Consider the following 16659-nt stretch of genomic DNA (forward strand, 5'->3'; position numbering starts at 1 on the left):
CTCAGGTGCTAACAAGCAATCTTATATAGTTTTTTAACTTGGCCAAGGGGTAAAAAAATGTTTATCGAAACAGTAGAAGAACAAAAACCCCTTAAAGTCAGTGAGCTGGTCGCCCTTCTCAAAAAAGATATTGAGAAGCAACATCGTTTTGTTCGCGTCATAGGAGAGATCAGCGCTTGGAAAATATGGCGTTCTGGACATTGCTACTTTGACTTCAAAGATGAAAATGCTCTCATTCCTGCCATAATGTTTAAACCTCACTTTTCCCGCATCCCCTTCGATATCACCGATGGCATGCAGGTGATCATCAGTGGCCGCCTCAACATTTATCAGGCAAATACTCGTCTACAGCTCATCGCAGAAAAAATGGAGCCCCTAGGCGCTGGTGCCTTAGCTCTCGCCTATGAACAACTCAAAGAAAGGCTCTCCCAAGAAGGGCTCTTTTTAGCCGAACACAAAAAAAGTGTTAAACTGCTCAATCAATGCATTGGCATTGTTACTTCATCGCACGGCGCTGCCCTCAGAGATATGCTGCGCATTATTAAAAATCGTTTACCAAAAGCCCATGTATTGTGCGCCTTCGCCAAAGTTCAGGGCCTAGGTGCTAAAGAAGAAATTGCCTCGGCTCTCAAACTGCTTGATGAAAGCCAAGAGTGTGATGTGATCATTGTTGGTCGCGGTGGTGGTTCACTGGAAGATCTGTGGGCTTTCAACGAAGAGTTGGTCGCTCGGGCAATTTTTGCAGCAAAGACACCGGTTATCAGCGCGGTTGGACATGAAACTGATACCTCCATCAGCGACTTAGTGGCTGATATGCGCGCTGCAACTCCCACGCATGCAGCCCAAATAGTAACGCCGCTTTTAAGTGACTTGCAACAAAATTTTACCTCAGCCCTCTTTCAACTTCATGCTCGACAAAAAGCTATTCTCACTAAATATCAACTTCGCCTTTTGAACCAACAAAAACGGATCAAAGAGCCTAAAACATTTTTATTTCGCCATTGGCAACTGCTTGATGATCTAAGCCAGCGCCTGCAAAAACGTGCTCCTCATCAACTTTTGCGTGCTCGCCAGGAACAGCTTCATAATTTAAAAAACCAACTTTTATCAAGAAACCCTCGGCACAAATTTGAAATATCCCATCAAAAAGCTGCGGCAATGAGTGAAAAATTAAACGAGCAAATAAAAAAGATAGTAAAAAACAAACGTCAATCTTTGCAGGAAAAACTAGTACGGCTTGAAGCCCTTTCACCGCTTAATGTACTTGCGCGTGGCTTTACCCTGATAGAAAGCAATGAGGGTGGCGTTCTTACCAAGGCAAGCCAAACCTATCACCAACAAATAATTAATATCAGATTTCAGGACGGACACCGAAAAGCCCGCATAACAATGGAGTAAATATGACGATAGATCTCAATAATGCCAGTTTTGAAACTTTAATGGATGAACTTAAAAAAACACTCGCTGTACTCGAAAATGGCGACTTGCCTCTTGAAGAAAGTATGAAAGCTTATGAGTTAGGGGTAAAGCTTGTTCGTCTTGCTGAACAAAAACTTGCAACTATGGAAGGTCGTATGGAAGAGATTTTAGCAGACGGCAGCAAAAAAAATATTGACCCAAGTCTTTGTAATGGATCGGCCAATGACAGCAACTGAAATCCAAGAACTCAAATCTTTATTTGAGAATGAGCTTAGAAAAGCCCAAAAAAGCTCAGGTTTTTCATCAAAAATTTTGAATGAAAGTATCAACTACTCTCTCAGCTCTGGAGGAAAACGTTTAAGGCCTTTGCTCATCTTTAGTTATGCTCACTATTTAACTTCGCACAATACTTTTAAAAAAGCCCTGCCCGCTGCTTTAGCCGTCGAATATGTGCATACTTATTCGCTTATTCACGATGATCTTCCCGCCATGGATAACGATGATTACCGCCGCGGTCGCCTCAGCACCCATAAAAGATTTGATGAAGCAACCGCAATACTAGCTGGAGATGCCTTGCTTGCTGATGCCTTTTTTGCGCTCAGCCATGCTCCAGTCAATGCAGCGCTTCAATGCCAAGAGTTGGCTCTTGCTTGTGGAAGATATGGCCTGGTAAGCGGCCAGGCACAAGATCTGACAACCAAAGAAGGGCCAAAAACTAAAGACGACTGGATCTGCATCAATCAAGCCAAAACTGGGCGGCTTTTTGAGGCATGCACTACTCTTGCAGCACTCAGTCTTGGCGTAGAAAAAAGCTCCATTGAAAAAGCTCGAGTCTTTGGCAGAATTTTTGGAGAAAGCTTCCAACTTAAAGATGATCTGGAAGACAGCCAAGGGATCGCACATTTTTTAAGCCACAATGAAATATCACAATGGCTCAAAATAAATATTGCAAAAATGCACAGCCTACTTGAAGAAAATCCACGAAATATAAAATTAAAAAAACTCATTTGCCATGTCTTTGGCATAGCATAGGATTAGCTGTCGCTATCAATATCATGCCTCTTGTGTTTAAACTTTAAGATCATTATTTCAAACTGGATTTACCTGTCTTTGCCTTGACACGATTATTGAATATCGCTACAGCCGATGCAGGTAGGATCCAAAAGCTTAAGGTAAACTTCGTGGAACTCAATGCAACAATTTTCGTGCAGATATTCATATTCATGACCCTCTTGCTATGGTTATCGCGGACACTTTTTAAGCCTATTTTGGCATTATTTGATGAGAGAGAACATAGAATTAGCGGCGCCAAGACTGAAGCATTGGCAATGAGCGAGCTTGCTCAAGCTAAAGCCACAGAGTTTGAAACAGCATTCGAAAAGGCTCGTTTCGAAGCTCGATCAATGTTGGCTTCTCTCAAACATCAAACCGATAAAGAACAGAATGAACTGCTCGACCATGTGAGAAAAGAGGCAAAAGAAAAGCTCGATCAAGCTGATCTTTTGCTGAAAGAAGAAGAACAACATGTAAGAAAACAAGTCAGTTCAATGAGCGAACTTCTCTCGCAAGAAATTATTAAGACCCTGACGACTCAGAAAGCATAAAGGGAAAGCAAAAATGACTAAGAACAGCATAATCTATTTTCTTTTCGGCTTGCTCGTAGAGCCTTTGGTTTATGCTAGTGAAACGAGCCATGGCATCAATTGGTGGCATTTAGGCTCTGAGTACAAAGATGCTCCGGCGCTTGGCTGGCTTACTTTGACATTTTTAATTTTTATTTATGCCATGGGACGGATCATTCAAAAACCGCTTTCACTCTATCTTGAGACTCGCTCTAAAGATATCAAACGAGCTATTGAGGAAGGTCAACGAGCCAAGGCTCAAAGCCAAAAGCAGCTTGAAGAGTACGAACACAAACTCAAAAGTCTCTCTCAACAGATCGATGAAATGAAGGAACATTTTAGAGAGCAAGCTGAGGCAGAAAAAAAAGAAAAAATACGGCTTGCTAAAGAAGTTGAATCCCGCATCATGCAAGATACCGAAGATACTATTCGCGCTAATTATGTCCGCAGCAAACATAAGCTGGCTCAAGAGGTTATGGAGCTTGCTATTCTTGGCGCCCAAAAAAAGCTTAGCCAAACTCAGCAAGATGAGATCGATCAACATCTTAAAAAACAATTGCTCAATGATCTTTCTACTCATGCGAGGGAAATAAACTAATGATGTACCAACAAGTTATTGCTCGTCGTTACGCTAAGGGCTTACTGTTGTCTTTAAATACAGACGAGCTTGATGATGTATTGAGTGAATTAAAATCGTTTATCGATTTGATAAAAACTTCAGCTGAATTGAAACGTGTGTTTGAAGATCCGAGCTTTTCTCCATTAGAGCGCCGCGCTGTGATCGATAAAATTGCAAGCCAAGCAAAAATGCACAAAAACCTGCATCATTTTTTATTGCTCGTGATCGATAAAAATCGTATTGCGCTTATTGCTCTCATGTATGAGGCCCTCGTGACATTGATCGACTCACAAAAAGCACGAATCAGAGTGAAAATTATTAGCGCACTCCCAGCAAGCCAAGAAGAGATCAGAGAGATCACGGATACTTTAGGAGCTTCACTCAAAAAAACTATCTTGGTGGATTCTTATGTGGATCCATCCTTGCTTGGCGGAATGCGCATTGAAGTTGCTGGCACTATTTTTGATGGCAGTTTAAAAGCCAAACTTATGGCTATCGGTCACGAACTCAGAATTTAGGCAAAATAACTTTTTGATTTTTTAGGTGGTTACATTATGAAGCTAAGAGCCGAAGAAATTTCGCAAATTATTAGAGACGAAATTAGAGATTTTGATAGCAAAACCAAAGCCATAGAGACTGGTACTGTTTTAACCGTTGGTGACGGTGTCGCTCGAGTTTACGGACTAGAAAATGCACAAGCTGGTGAGCTTGTTGAATTTCACAATGGCGTAAAAGGTTTGGTGCTCAACCTCGACCAAGACAGCGTTGGTATCGCTATCATGGGTTCCGATGCAGGTATCAAAGAAGGAAGCAATGTAAAAAGGACTGGACGAATCGCCGATGTTGCTGTGGGTGACGAAATCCTAGGCCGAGTCGTCAACGGTTTGGGTGAGCCTATCGATGACTTAGGGCCTATCAACTCTACTCAAAAAAGGCGTATTGAATCCAAGGCTCCAGGTATTATCGCTCGTGAGCCAGTAAAAGAGCCTATGCAGACGGGCATCAAAGCCATCGACGCAATGATCCCCATCGGCCGTGGTCAACGTGAATTGATTATCGGTGACCGACAAACTGGTAAAACAGCTATCGCTATCGATACCATCATTAACCAACGCCACACCGGAGTAAAATGCGTTTATGTAGCAATCGGTCAGAAACAATCCACCGTTGCTCAAGTGATGGAGCGTTTACGCCGTGCTAATGCGCTCGATTATACAGTAATCGTATCGGCTACCGCTTCTGATCCTGCTCCTTTGCAATTTTTGGCTCCTTATACAGGTTGCGCTATCGCTGAATATTGGCGGGATCAAGGTGAGCATGCTCTCATTGTCTATGATGACTTATCAAAGCAAGCAGTCGCTTATCGACAACTTTCCTTGCTTCTGCGACGTCCTCCTGGTCGCGAGGCATTTCCTGGGGATGTTTTTTATCTTCACTCTCGTCTTCTTGAACGTGCTGCAAAAATTACTAGCAACCCAGAGGAACTTAAAGCCTATCCTGAAATTAAAAAAGGTGGTGGAAGCCTCACCGCTTTGCCTATTGTAGAAACACAAGCTGGCGACGTATCGGCTTATATTCCCACCAACGTTATCTCCATTACCGATGGGCAGATATTCTTAGAAACAGAGCTCTTTTACTCAGGTCAACGCCCTGCGGTGAATGTTGGTTTATCCGTTTCCCGTGTTGGTGGCTCAGCGCAGGTTGCCGGTATGCGTCAGCTTGCAGGTTCAATGCGACTTGACTTGGCTCAATACCGAGCCTTGGCTGCATTTGCTCAGTTTGGATCTGATCTTGATAAAACAACGCTTGAACAACTTGCTCGTGGTAAACGTTTGTTCGAATTACTAAAGCAAGATCAATATGAGCCTATGCCTGTTGAAGAACAGATCATCCAAATTTATGCAGTGACACAAGTAGCAGATCCTAAAACCAAAGCTACCTGGGTACGCAAGTATCAATCATCTGAAATCTATCGTTATGCTAAAGAGCTCATCTTGTTTATGCGCAGTGAGCATAACGATATCCTAAAAGATATCGGGCAAAATCCTAAAAATAAAATAGATGATGCTATGCGTAAGCGCATTGATAAGGCATTAAAAGAATTTGATAATTCTTTTGATGGCAAACTGGCCAAAGCCGATTCCATAGATTAACCAACTACTGCGCGCCACAGACGAGATTCTGTGGCCTAAAAGCTTTTAAGAAAGTTTAAAATTCAGGAGAGTGTCTTATGGCCTCCTTAAGGGAAACCAAAAATCGCATCAAAAGCGTTAAAAGCACCGAAAAAATTACACGCGCCATGAAAATGGTGGCAGCGAGTAAATTACGCCGCGCCCAAGAAGCGGTGGTAAAACCAAGAGCCTACGCGCAAAAACTCTCTGAGTTAATTTCCGCATTGGCCTTAAGAGTAGAAGCAAGCAATGCCAAAGCGCACCCTCTGCTCTATAATCGGCCCCACAAAAAAAACGTTGAGATTTTAGCTCTTACTTCTGATCGCGGATTATGCGGAGCGCTCAATAGCTCGGTTGTCCGTATGACACAGCGCTTCGTTATTGATCATGATGATGAATTTGAAAACCTTAGTATTTCAACTATTGGCAAAAAAGGTTTCGAAGGCTTAACCCGGGCAGGTTTTACTATTCGCAAACACTATCAACCCGATGCCAAGGTATTTGATGTAAGCAGTGCCAATCAAATCGCTGATGAATTATGCGCAAGATTTTTATCAAAAGAAATCGATGCGGTTTATCTGATCTACAATGAATTTAAGTCTGCTATCACTCAACAAGTGGCAGTAGAGCAACTTTTACCCATTGTTCGAGAAGAGCTCGATAGTGCTCACTTGCCCACTGATTATCTCTACGAACCAGCGCAGGAAGATTTGCTTGAATCTCTTGTTCCGCGCCATTTTGCCACCAGACTTTATCAATCATTTCTTGAATCATTTGCTTCCGAGCAAGGCGCACGTATGAGCGCTATGGATAACGCCACAAGAAATGCCAAAGAAATGACAGAAAAACTGACACTGCAGTACAATCGTGCACGCCAGGCAGCCATCACCAAAGAACTCATGGAAATTATTGGTGGAGCCGAAGCTCTTTAGGAGTAGCCATGTTTACTTGCCAACATCTGGTGCGTTTCGATGATGTCGATGGTGCTGGCATAGTATACTATCCTCGTTTTTTTCACTTTTGCCATAAAAGTTTCGAAGATCTTTTCAACCAAAAAGCGCCTCTCACTTATCCGGATCTTATCAATACGAGAAAAATTGGTTTTCCCACCGTTCATATCGAAGCTGATTATAAAAAACCATTTTTCTATGGCGATACTATCACTGTGAAGTTTGCAGTTGAGCTCATAAAAAATTCTTCTTTGCTTACCAGGTACAAATTTTCTAACGGACATGATCTATATTTCTCGGCCTTAATCACCATCGTGTGCATGGATTTGACCAATAAAAAATCGATGCCTTTGCCCCATGATCTGAAAACATTTTTCGAACAATTTTTAATTGCTGCCTCAGCTTCGTGATTTTTATTTAACTTTAAATTCAAATACTTAAAAAACGTTTGACTTCAGCACGGCTAATAATAGCATAGGGGTTTTAATCAACAGCTTGTTATCTATAATCGACGCTGTTAAATCAAGATCCCACCTATGGGCACCAATGACTTGATCCAAAAAAATTTTTTCATGACATGCTGCAAGAACAAGGTGCTGGCCAATTTAAGTATTTCCTCTTTCAGAGGGCATTTGATTAAATTTTGTACCAAAGTAATTGACTGCAATGGTCTATAAGGGAATACATGAAAAAATCTGACAAACTCAAAGAGCAGCTTGAAAATTGGCGCAAAGAGCAGGCTAAAGCATATAGAATCTATCTAAAAACGAGTGCCGTTGGACTGGAGTTTGGCCTTGCTATTGTCATTGGAGCCCTCATTGGCTACTTCGCAGATAAACACTTTAACTCTTCGCCCTATGGCTTACTCATAGGTGTGTTGGTTGGGCTTATTGCCGCAATAAAGCGCATTTGGCTTTTTAGCAAGGCATATTTAGAAAAGAATAAAAAAGATGATGAATGAAAATTCCCTCGCTGATATAGCGATCTATCGAAAAACAGTCCTGCTCACAACACTTGTCGTCTTAATTTTATTGAGCACTGCAATATTTTTTTGTTGGTATTTAAATTTTTATTTTTTAATCAAAACTCTCATTGGAGCTATGCTTGGTACTTTACTCGCAAGCATAAATGTCTTTGCTTTGGCTTATGCTTTTTACTTTGTGGCTGTAAAAAAATCCTCTAAAACGGTGGTACTATGGCCTCTGCTAACATTTTTGATTTTGTGCGGTGCAGCACTTTTTCTTGCACTTAATCATAACGATTATCTTTTAGGTTTTGCTCTTGGTCTTTGCTCTCCATTAATTTTTGCCACAATAATTGCTCTAAGAGGCTGATGCCCGCTTGACCTTAAAGGCGAATAAAGTCAAACCACCAAGGTAGTAAAGAAATTTTTTAAAACACCCAAGAAGGGCATAGCTATGGATCATCATTTATCTTGGTATCACTTATTGCCTTGGTACGAACAGCTAAAGGATTTCTTTCAGGAAAATTTCGCCCATACGGTGATCTTTCGCAGCGGCTTGCTTCCCAAAGATCGAATCTTTGAAACCATGCATCATATTTTTGCATCAGTTTTAGTTTTTATTATTCTTGCCTTGGTTTCGCTTGTTGCACACAAAAGACTTAAAAATCTAGAAAAAAATATCATCCCCTCTCCTAAGATTACGCTTATCAATCTTTTTGAGGTTTTTCTGACGGTTTTATTTTCACTGATGCGCGACATCATCGGCAAAGATTACAAACGCTACGTTCCCTTGGTGGGCACTTCTGCTCTTTTTATTTTGTGCTCCAACCTGCTTGGTTTGGTCCCAGGTTTTGTGCCGCCAACAGACAACCTCAATACCACCATTGGCTGTGGTTTAGTTGTCTTTGCTTATTTTAATATTCATGGTCTACGCGTCCATGGAATGGGACATATCACTCACTTAGCCAACCCCTTGGGGGCATGGTGGGGATGGTTTTTATCACCTTTGTTATTTCCCGTTGAGTTGATTGGACTTTTGGTGCGTCCATTAAGTTTAGGAATCCGTTTGGCGGGCAATATGATCGGCGATCACAAGGTTCTTTTCGCCTTTGCTGGAGTTTTTCCTCTGTTATTGCCTTTACCCTTTTATCTTTTAGGATTGTTGGTTTGTATTATTCAAACTGTGGTTTTTTGTCTCTTGACATGTGTGTACATATCGCTACACACCCAAGAGGAAAGCCATTAATTTCGTTGCTGCACTTAAGCACACTTGATGTGGGAGAATCTAGATGAGAAGCATGATCAAATTTTTTATAACAGCTATTCCTGTATTTTTTGCAGCTGGTTCTGCTCTTGCAGGTAATGGAAGTGATTCCAGTAGTCATTTGGCGGGATATGCAATCGCAGCATCGATCGCTATAGCATTGCCAGCTATGGGAGGGGCTATTGGACAGGGTCGTGCAGCTGCTGCAGCTCTTGAAGGTATTGCTCGCAACCCAGGCGCATCAGGCAAAATTTTCGTGCCTATGATCCTCGGTATGGCTTTGATCGAGTCCTTGGTTTTGTTTGGTTTGATCATGGCCTTTATCTTATCTGGTAAAATTGGTTAAACATGCGATCTTTGCCAAAGATTTGGATACTCGCTGAATATTGGGCTACTTCGACTACACTTGAAGTGGCCCAAAATGCTTTTTTAGAGAGCGGTGCTATCGGCATTGAATGCGATGATGGCCTGGGACCTGAAGGGCAAAAAAAGTATCCCGATGATCAAATAAAAATCTTAGCCTATTTTGAGCCAGCGCCTGACTTGGAAAATATAGTTGAGCAACAGCTTAAAAATTTTTTTGGTAATTGTGGTTTGAGTTATGCACCCATCAAGTGGAGTCAGTTTTTAGAAGAAGACTGGCAAGCCAATTTTGTGAAATCGTGTACTACTTTTATGGTCAAACCAAATATTTTTATTGTCCCATCATTTGAAATTGATGAGTTCAAAAAAAATCCACGTGGATCTTTATATATCGAAATGGATCCTGAAAATGCGTTTGGTACTGGAAAGCACCAAACCACGCAGCTTTGCCTAAAAAATATTTATGAAATAATGTCGGCTGATCCCAAAAGCAAAGGGTGGGATGCTTTGGATATTGGTACTGGCTCTGGTATCTTAGCTATTTTGATGAAAAAGCTTGGTATAAAACATGTCCTCGGTACAGAGACAGATAATGATGCTCTCATTACAGCCTCGCAAAACGCCAAAAAAAATAATGTCGATATCGACTGGCTTCATGTGGATGAAGAGTATATCTACCCAAAAGATCACTACGACCTTGTGGTAGCCAATATACTTGCCCCAGTACTGATTCATATGGCTGACAATATTTTTGCTAGCTGCAAAAAGCACGGAAGCATAATCTTGAGCGGAATTTTATTGGAACTGGCCCAAGGCGTAATCAAAGTTTATCAAGGTCTTGGCGCTCGTTTTATCAGGCAAGATCAGAAGGATGATTGGTGCTCACTAATCTTTGGCGTCGACTAAATTTAATTTTTATGCTTTTCCTTTTAGAAACGAAAACTAGCGTTTATCAAACAGTAATGTCGGAGGGTCCATACTGGAGCATGAATTGGTGATGTCCAGAAAATATTGAAAGGCTTCTTAATAAATTTTTGAACGATTCCACAGCGCACGCGAGGACTTAGTGAAAAAATTTATTAAGAAGCCTTTCAATATTTTCTGGACACAACCGCATGGATTTCTCTTGCCACCACTAATTTAGCTCACCATGATCGAAATTTTTAGAGCCAATTAGCGCAGCCATTGCTTCCCTAACAGATTGAAAAATAGCTCCAACTTCCCTATACGATCTATTCCCCCTTAATCATTTAAAATAAACTAAGAAATCAAAGCTTTATTCATCATTTTCAACTATTTAATTACATTTTCAATATATTCAGTGAATCACTCCACTTTAAATACTACATAAACACACACAACCAAATAAGTATTCTAGAGAGTTTTATGAGCAATAAAAATACAAAATTATGCGTTTTATTTTTCGGTCTTACTTTAGGTATTAATGTGATGGCCACTAATAACGAAAGAACTCAATACCTTGCTAGTGAGTTGAGGCCCAGTTTAAATCTAAACGACCAAATAGGGGATTTCTATTGGGGACAAAGTTTTATCCAGTCTGCGAGTAGTTACGTTTATAATTTAGGGAACTATACTGTTGATATTAGCAAAAGAACTTATGACAAACTTTTTAAGTTGAGTAAGTACTATACCAACACGCAAGCGTTTGATAATTTTGTAAAAGGTTTGTACAGCACTATGAGTGATAGTTTATCCGATGCCATTGTTGATTTAACCCTAGACACAATATCAAACTATTTTGGACTACCTGGAGCAGACCCCCTGGATCCCTCGAGTGTGCTAGCCGAAGATGCTTTTAGAGAAACTGTAAAAGAGGTTGCTAGGTACTTAAATGTAGTTGAATTACCAAAGACCTTGAGCGATAAGATTTACACCTTTGTAATGAGTTACAAAAAGAAATAGAAGTTAGCTTACAAGAGCTATCACACAATACTCTTCCCTCCTTGCTAAGTACAACTGAACTGGGTGGTTTAGTTGTACGTTATGGGTAGCTATGGTGCTACTTTCAGTTTTTTTTGGCTAAAAATACCACCAGCCAAAACCCCTATGGCTCCCACCACAATAAAACTATCGGCAATATTAAAAGTAGGCCAGTGAAGATGAGGATAGCCCAATAATCCAGCATGAACATCGAGAAAGTCTATTACGTAGCCTAAGCGAATACGATCGGCTAAATTTCCCAGCGCACCGGCCAAAATGAAACTAAAACAAGCGAGCAAAAAACCATCCTGCGACTTCATACGAAAATACCAAAACACAAAAAATATTGTTGCTAAAACACTTATGCTAATCAGCATAGGGCGCCTGATCCAGGCTGGGATACTCTGGGTCAAGCTAAAGGCAGCTGCAGGGTTTTCTTTGTACATAAAATTAAAAAAGTTAGGTACCACCTCAATAACTTTAAAAGGATAGAAAACCTCTTTTGTTACTGTTTGGGTTACCCCATCCACCTCAACTTCTTCCTCAATGGAGTAAGGGCGGGCAAGTGTATTTTGAGCCCATATTTTAGATGTTTGATCGAGAAAGAGCCCTACACCCAATACCAAGAGCAACCAAACAAGGCGATTGCGACTGATAAAAGAGCCGCCATTTTTACAATAGTTCACTTCGAAAAACCCCTAGCGAGACCCCTCACTCATGCGTAAAGTACTTTAATTTCAGCTTTGAATTCTTCAGCACACGCTTTACGTTTTACTTTGAGTGTCGGTGTTAATTGTTTGCCCACTTCAAACTCTCGATCGAGTATATAGAATCGTTTGATCTGCTCAAAATTAGCTAATGAATTATTTGCCTGAGCAATAGCATTTTTTACTTCTTGATAAACATTGGCATGAGCAGCCAGCTCACTCAACAAAATATTATGAGATGCGTCAGAGAACGCCAACTGTGCTGCATTGGCTTTATCAAGAGCGACCAAGGCTGTAAGATAAGGTCTTTTATCGCCAATCACTACCACATGAGCAATGCTAGGGCTTTTAGATTTAATCAGATTTTCAACACGCTGCGGAGCAATATTTTTGCCTTGAGAGGTAACAATAATATCTTTCTTGCGATCAACAATTTTAACAAAGCCATCTTTGTCAATCTCACCGATATCTCCGGTTTTGAACCAGCCATCTTGCCCCAAAACTTCTTTAGTTTGCTCAGCCTTACCCCAAAAACCCAAAAATACTCCACGGCCGCGGACTATAATTTCTTTTTCATCACTCAATCGCACATCGCATCCAGGCAAAGGACGCCCAACTGTGCCGTGGCGCAGTGCCCACGGAAGATTGAGGCATGTAGCAGCTGTGGTTTCAGTCAGCCCATAGCCTTCACACAACACAACACCACACAGCTGAAAAAAAGTTGATACTTCTGGAGCCAACTGAGCCCCACCTGAAATAAGAAATCTTAATCGATTGCCAAATTTAGCCTGCAGGCTTTTGCCAATTTTATCAAACACCAATTTTTTTGCTAAAAATAACTTCCATCCGCCGCTCTCTCCGCCAAGAGCAAGCTTATCAGCTTCATGAAGTGCTCCTTGAGCAATTAGTTTTTTAATGCCCGAAGAAGCCAAAGCTGTCTCAATTATTTTAGCTCGAATTTTTTCATAAATGCGCGGCACTCCAGCCATAAAGGTTGGTCTAACCACTGCCATATCATCCATCAATTTATCGATGCTTTGAGCGAAGGCCAGTAAATGCCCCGTTCGAATCCATGCATATTCCAGCACGCGAGCGAAAATATGTGCTAGAGGCAAAAAAAGCATCTGCACATCTTCTTCGTTTATGATCCCCAACTTATCGATAACATGAGCTTCGTAAAGAATATTATCGTGGCTGATCATAGCCCCTTTGGGCTCTCCCGTAGTACCTGAAGTATAAACCAAAGATGCAATAGCATCCTTTTCAACCGATATAGATTCAAACTCATCAGCTTGGTTTTCAACAAAGTTTTGATAATAAAGCTCGTTTTGACGGAGCTCTCCTTCGACTTTGTCAAAAATAATCACTAAATCAAGCTGACTATCAGCTCCTTGTAAAGCTCTAAGCTTATCAAGTTGATTTTGGTTTTCTACAAATATAACTTTAACTCCAGCATCAGACAGAATATAGCTGACCTGATCAGTTAAACTTGAATGGTAAATTGGTACAACGATGGCCCCTGTTTTTATTATTGCCAAATCAGCAATAACCCACTCTGGTCGTGTCAAAGAGAGCAATGCGACTCTTTGCCCCGCTGTAACTGAAGCTGCTTTTAAAGCATTTGCTAAACGAGCGACATCAGCAGAGAGTTCTTGCCAATTCCTAACTACCCATTTGTTATTTTTGGTGCAAAAATACTGGATGGCAGGGCGCTTATGAAAGCGCGCCACAGAGTCATCAAATAGCGATATAAGCGATTCGCTCATGTGCACCCCATTTATAAAAGGACTTTTAAGCTCTCAATACAAAGAAGAACGGCATAAGTAAAGGACGCATCTTAGATGATCACAGAAATAGCTAGCAAAGATATGCCGAAAAATATAGGCAACTATCGCCTTGTCAAAAAAATTGGGCAAGGCGGCATGAGCGTTGTCTATGAAGGATTCGATACCAGACTTGAGCGTTCTGTCGCTATTAAAATTCTTCATCCATTTTTAGCTGAAAGCGATGAATATAGAGCCAGATTTTTAAGAGAGGCTCAAGTTGTCGCACGCTTAACTCATCCAAATATCGTACAAATTTATGATATGGGCTACTCGGACCATGACAATAACTTGCTTTATATCGTAACTGAACTTGTTTCTGGACAAACCCTTAAAGACTGGGCTAAAAAAAATAATATTTTGGATGCACCAGAGTTTGCTGCACTTATTATTATTCAGATCGCACATGCCTTAGAGCACGCTCATCAAAAAGCTATTATTCACAGAGATATAAAACCTGAAAACATCATGCTCACAACCGAAGGCCAAATTAAACTTATGGACTTTGGTATTGCCAGTATTGGCAGCGAAGAAAATCTTACCCAAGCAGGAACTTTGCTTGGATCCTTAGCCCATTTAGCTCCAGAAATTATCAATGGAAACAAAGCATCCGTTGCCTCAGATATCTATTCGTTGTCGGTAGTATTTTTTTGGCTTCTAAGCAAAAAACTCCCTTTCAATGGCAACTCTCCTCACGCGCTTTTAAAAGCCATTGTGGATCAACCTGCCCCAAAAGCACAGCTTCTATCTCCTTTTGTATCTGATAGCTTGGCCTTGCTCGTAGAGAAGGGTATGAATAAAAATCCCTCCTTTCGTTTTCAGTCAGCAAGCGCACTTATCAGTGCTATCCAACGAGCTTTGAAAGACTTTGGAGTTGCAATAGAGGACAAAAGTTTTTCTCAAGCAGTGGCAATGAAAAAGTCTTTATCGGACATAAAACGCACTATCAGCCAACAGATTGCCCAAAAAAAATCTGAATACGAAGCCCAAAAGCAAACAATAAAAGCTTTGGAACTTCAATGCAGACTCGATGCCCTACCAAATTCTAAGCGCCCAACTTCAAATTATTTTTTTAAAAAAACCCTTGCCCTATCTGCCATTTTTCTAATTGCTGCCGTGGCATTTTACTTATGGCCCAAAAATTCTTCTCAATCCTTGCCCAATATTTCAAAAACTATGGTCACTCAAGAAGTAATTATTTCAGCCAAAGAAGCTCAATCTATGCTGTCGGAGCCAATCATAGAAACTAAGACTGAAGCTCTTCCTCAAATTCAATCTGAACAAGAAAAAACACCACCTCCCATAAAAAAGGAGCCACCTAAAAAAGAAACAATTTCAACTAAGAGTAAACAAAAAATTGATGTTGTTATTTGGCCTTTTGCCAATATTTTCATTGATGGAAAACTGCTGGCCAAAAATCAAAAGAGCATAAGTTTACAGCTGCCTTTAGGTTCCCACAAATTGAGCTTTACCCACAAGTATGCTGCAACAGTAGAAAAATTGGTTAAAATCGATAAGATCACAGAGCCCGTAGAGCTTTCCATTGTTCTCAACAAAACTAAGCCTGCATTTCTAGTTGTACAGTGTTTACAGGATGCCAATGTTGCAATTAATTCGAGTTTTAAGGGAACAGCCCATCAAAGCACCAAAAAACCCATTGTGATAACACTGCCTGACCGAACTCATGCTATCAAAGAAAAAGTTTTAATCTATCTTGAAGGATTCAAACCCTACGTTAATGATATAGAGTTTACCGCCGGCAAAATAAAACTATTAAAAGTAAATTTGACACCAATCTAGTATTTTTTTAAAAAAACAAAAAACACGCACATCAAATAACCACACAATATTATTTTAATATTTTTATTGTTGAATTTTTTCGTTTGCAACGCTACTCCTTCTGCCATGGATAACGCGTCTTATCTCTTAGCTAAAAGATTTTATTAATTCACAGGCATGCAATATTGCTATCATGTGCTTTTAAGAAGTAGATGAAAAATTAAATAGCAAGAGGCATACCGTGCGTACTTTTTCTCTTGGATTATTTGTTTGCTTGCTTTGTTGTAATGTCTTTGGTGAAAGCAGCCCCAAAGAACATCTCCATAGTGCAACCACACTTTTCAACCGAGGCCATTACAAGCAAGCGATAGAACAACTTTCTGATATTGATGTCAGAAAAGATTTTGATGATAGCGACGATATGAAAATTGCTCTAAAAATTCGTGCTATTTCTCTCAATGAAAGTGGGGATAAAACTGGCGCAATCGAAAACATACGTGAACTTTATTTTTTAGATCCTCATTATCGCTTTGATGCCTTTGATACACCGAGCGATGTCATGCAGCTTGCTGAGCGCGAACTAAAAGTTATCGAAGAAAAAAATAAACAACTTGCATCTATAAAAATTTCTCAACCCCTAGTTAATGCCCAAGCTAAGACACAACAAAAAATTAATTTAACAAAACCCAAAATGCCGATTTCCAATACTTTGTTTCCTTTTGGTATCAATCACTATCTTTTAAACTCGCCGATCAAGGCTTCTGTTTATTTATCCCTGCAAGGCCTTAGCCTTTTAGGCAATATTGGTGCATATTGGTGGAAACAAAGCTATTTAGATGAATTTGGGTCCTCTCGATTGAGCAAACCTGAGTATAAATCTCGTTTTGAGGCCGCTCAAATTATCCAGTATGTCGCGCTGGGAACCTTTGTTGTTTCATTGGGTGCTTCGATTGTCGATGCACTCATCACTTATTCAAATGATACTTCAAAGCATGAAACTACAAATGAAATAGCTCCTTCGTTACACATTAATTAAA

19 protein-coding genes are annotated in these 16659 nt (G+C 40.4%); 17 read left to right on the forward strand and 2 right to left on the reverse strand.

All coding sequences use genetic code 11. From position 1 onward, the window contains the following. The first annotated feature begins 57 nt into the window (after window positions 1-57). The 15 genes from xseA (at window position 58) to H6731_04830 (ending at window position 11295) form a co-directional block, all read left to right on the forward strand. Window positions 58-1398, forward strand: a complete 1341-nt coding sequence (xseA, locus tag H6731_04760; GenBank protein ID USN51721.1) for an exodeoxyribonuclease VII large subunit — start codon at window positions 58-60, stop codon at window positions 1396-1398. Window positions 1399-1400: 2 nt separating this feature from the next. Beyond that, window positions 1401-1655, forward strand: coding sequence for an exodeoxyribonuclease VII small subunit (gene xseB / locus H6731_04765; protein ID USN51722.1), 255 nt, complete (start codon window positions 1401-1403; stop codon window positions 1653-1655). Beyond that, a complete protein-coding gene (locus tag H6731_04770; GenBank protein ID USN51723.1) occupies window positions 1642-2451 on the forward strand; it encodes a polyprenyl synthetase family protein in 810 nt (269 codons plus the stop codon). Before xseB ends, H6731_04770 begins: the two co-directional genes overlap by 14 nt. 83 nt (window positions 2452-2534) lie before the next feature. Then, window positions 2535-3023 carry an ATP synthase F0 subunit B gene (locus tag H6731_04775; GenBank protein USN51724.1) on the forward strand — a complete coding sequence of 163 codons (489 nt, stop codon included), beginning with the start codon at window positions 2535-2537 and terminating at the stop codon, window positions 3021-3023. 13 nt (window positions 3024-3036) lie between these two features. Continuing rightward, a complete protein-coding gene (locus H6731_04780) occupies window positions 3037-3639 on the forward strand; it encodes an ATP synthase F0 subunit B (GenBank protein ID USN51725.1) in 603 nt (200 codons plus the stop codon). Continuing rightward, window positions 3639-4178 carry an ATP synthase F1 subunit delta gene (atpH, locus tag H6731_04785; GenBank protein USN51726.1) on the forward strand — a complete coding sequence of 180 codons (540 nt, stop codon included), beginning with the start codon at window positions 3639-3641 and terminating at the stop codon, window positions 4176-4178. Before H6731_04780 ends, atpH begins: the two co-directional genes overlap by 1 nt. A gap of 36 nt (window positions 4179-4214) precedes the next feature. Further along, window positions 4215-5813: a F0F1 ATP synthase subunit alpha gene (locus H6731_04790; GenBank protein ID USN51727.1), complete on the forward strand. Its 1599-nt coding sequence runs from the start codon at window positions 4215-4217 to the stop codon at window positions 5811-5813. Window positions 5814-5890: 77 nt separating this feature from the next. Continuing rightward, window positions 5891-6763 (forward strand): ATP synthase F1 subunit gamma, encoded by an 873-nt coding sequence (atpG, locus tag H6731_04795; protein USN51728.1) that lies wholly within the window; start codon window positions 5891-5893, stop codon window positions 6761-6763. An 8-nt stretch (window positions 6764-6771) separates the two neighbouring features. Beyond that, on the forward strand, window positions 6772-7191 hold the full coding sequence (locus tag H6731_04800) for an acyl-CoA thioesterase (protein USN51729.1): 420 nt from the start codon (window positions 6772-6774) through the stop codon (window positions 7189-7191). Between the two features lie 275 nt (window positions 7192-7466). After that, window positions 7467-7742: an AtpZ/AtpI family protein gene (locus H6731_04805; protein ID USN51730.1), complete on the forward strand. Its 276-nt coding sequence runs from the start codon at window positions 7467-7469 to the stop codon at window positions 7740-7742. Further along, the gene (locus H6731_04810; GenBank protein USN51731.1) at window positions 7732-8115 is read left to right on the forward strand and encodes a hypothetical protein; all 384 of its coding nucleotides are present in this window, start codon (window positions 7732-7734) and stop codon (window positions 8113-8115) included. The genes H6731_04805 and H6731_04810 overlap by 11 nt, the downstream gene beginning before the upstream one ends. Window positions 8116-8199: 84 nt before the next feature. After that, window positions 8200-8991: a F0F1 ATP synthase subunit A gene (gene atpB / locus H6731_04815; protein USN51732.1), complete on the forward strand. Its 792-nt coding sequence runs from the start codon at window positions 8200-8202 to the stop codon at window positions 8989-8991. A 52-nt stretch (window positions 8992-9043) separates the two neighbouring features. Further along, the gene (locus tag H6731_04820; GenBank protein USN51733.1) at window positions 9044-9355 is read left to right on the forward strand and encodes an ATP synthase F0 subunit C; all 312 of its coding nucleotides are present in this window, start codon (window positions 9044-9046) and stop codon (window positions 9353-9355) included. Between the two features lie 2 nt (window positions 9356-9357). Beyond that, window positions 9358-10278 (forward strand): 50S ribosomal protein L11 methyltransferase, encoded by a 921-nt coding sequence (locus H6731_04825; GenBank protein USN51734.1) that lies wholly within the window; start codon window positions 9358-9360, stop codon window positions 10276-10278. Between the two features lie 480 nt (window positions 10279-10758). Beyond that, the gene (locus H6731_04830) at window positions 10759-11295 is read left to right on the forward strand and encodes a hypothetical protein (GenBank protein USN51735.1); all 537 of its coding nucleotides are present in this window, start codon (window positions 10759-10761) and stop codon (window positions 11293-11295) included. An 89-nt stretch (window positions 11296-11384) separates the two neighbouring features. Here the strand turns inward: H6731_04830 and lspA are convergent, their stop codons facing one another. Together lspA and H6731_04840 are read right to left on the reverse strand one after the other, a co-directional pair. Then, window positions 11385-11999 (reverse strand): signal peptidase II, encoded by a 615-nt coding sequence (gene lspA, locus H6731_04835; GenBank protein USN51736.1) that lies wholly within the window; start codon window positions 11997-11999, stop codon window positions 11385-11387. Between the two features lie 29 nt (window positions 12000-12028). Beyond that, window positions 12029-13786 carry a long-chain fatty acid--CoA ligase gene (locus H6731_04840; GenBank protein USN51737.1) on the reverse strand — a complete coding sequence of 586 codons (1758 nt, stop codon included), beginning with the start codon at window positions 13784-13786 and terminating at the stop codon, window positions 12029-12031. Window positions 13787-13861: 75 nt separating this feature from the next. Between H6731_04840 and H6731_04845 the strand changes: the two genes are divergently transcribed. Together H6731_04845 and H6731_04850 are read left to right on the forward strand one after the other, a co-directional pair. Then, window positions 13862-15643, forward strand: a complete 1782-nt coding sequence (locus tag H6731_04845) for a serine/threonine protein kinase (GenBank protein USN51738.1) — start codon at window positions 13862-13864, stop codon at window positions 15641-15643. A gap of 220 nt (window positions 15644-15863) precedes the next feature. After that, window positions 15864-16658 (forward strand): hypothetical protein, encoded by a 795-nt coding sequence (locus H6731_04850; protein ID USN51739.1) that lies wholly within the window; start codon window positions 15864-15866, stop codon window positions 16656-16658. The last annotated feature ends 1 nt before the right edge of the window (window position 16659 follow it).

It is taken from the genome of Myxococcales bacterium (assembly GCA_023898405.1).
Classification (GTDB): domain Bacteria; phylum Myxococcota; class UBA727; order UBA727; family JABDBI01.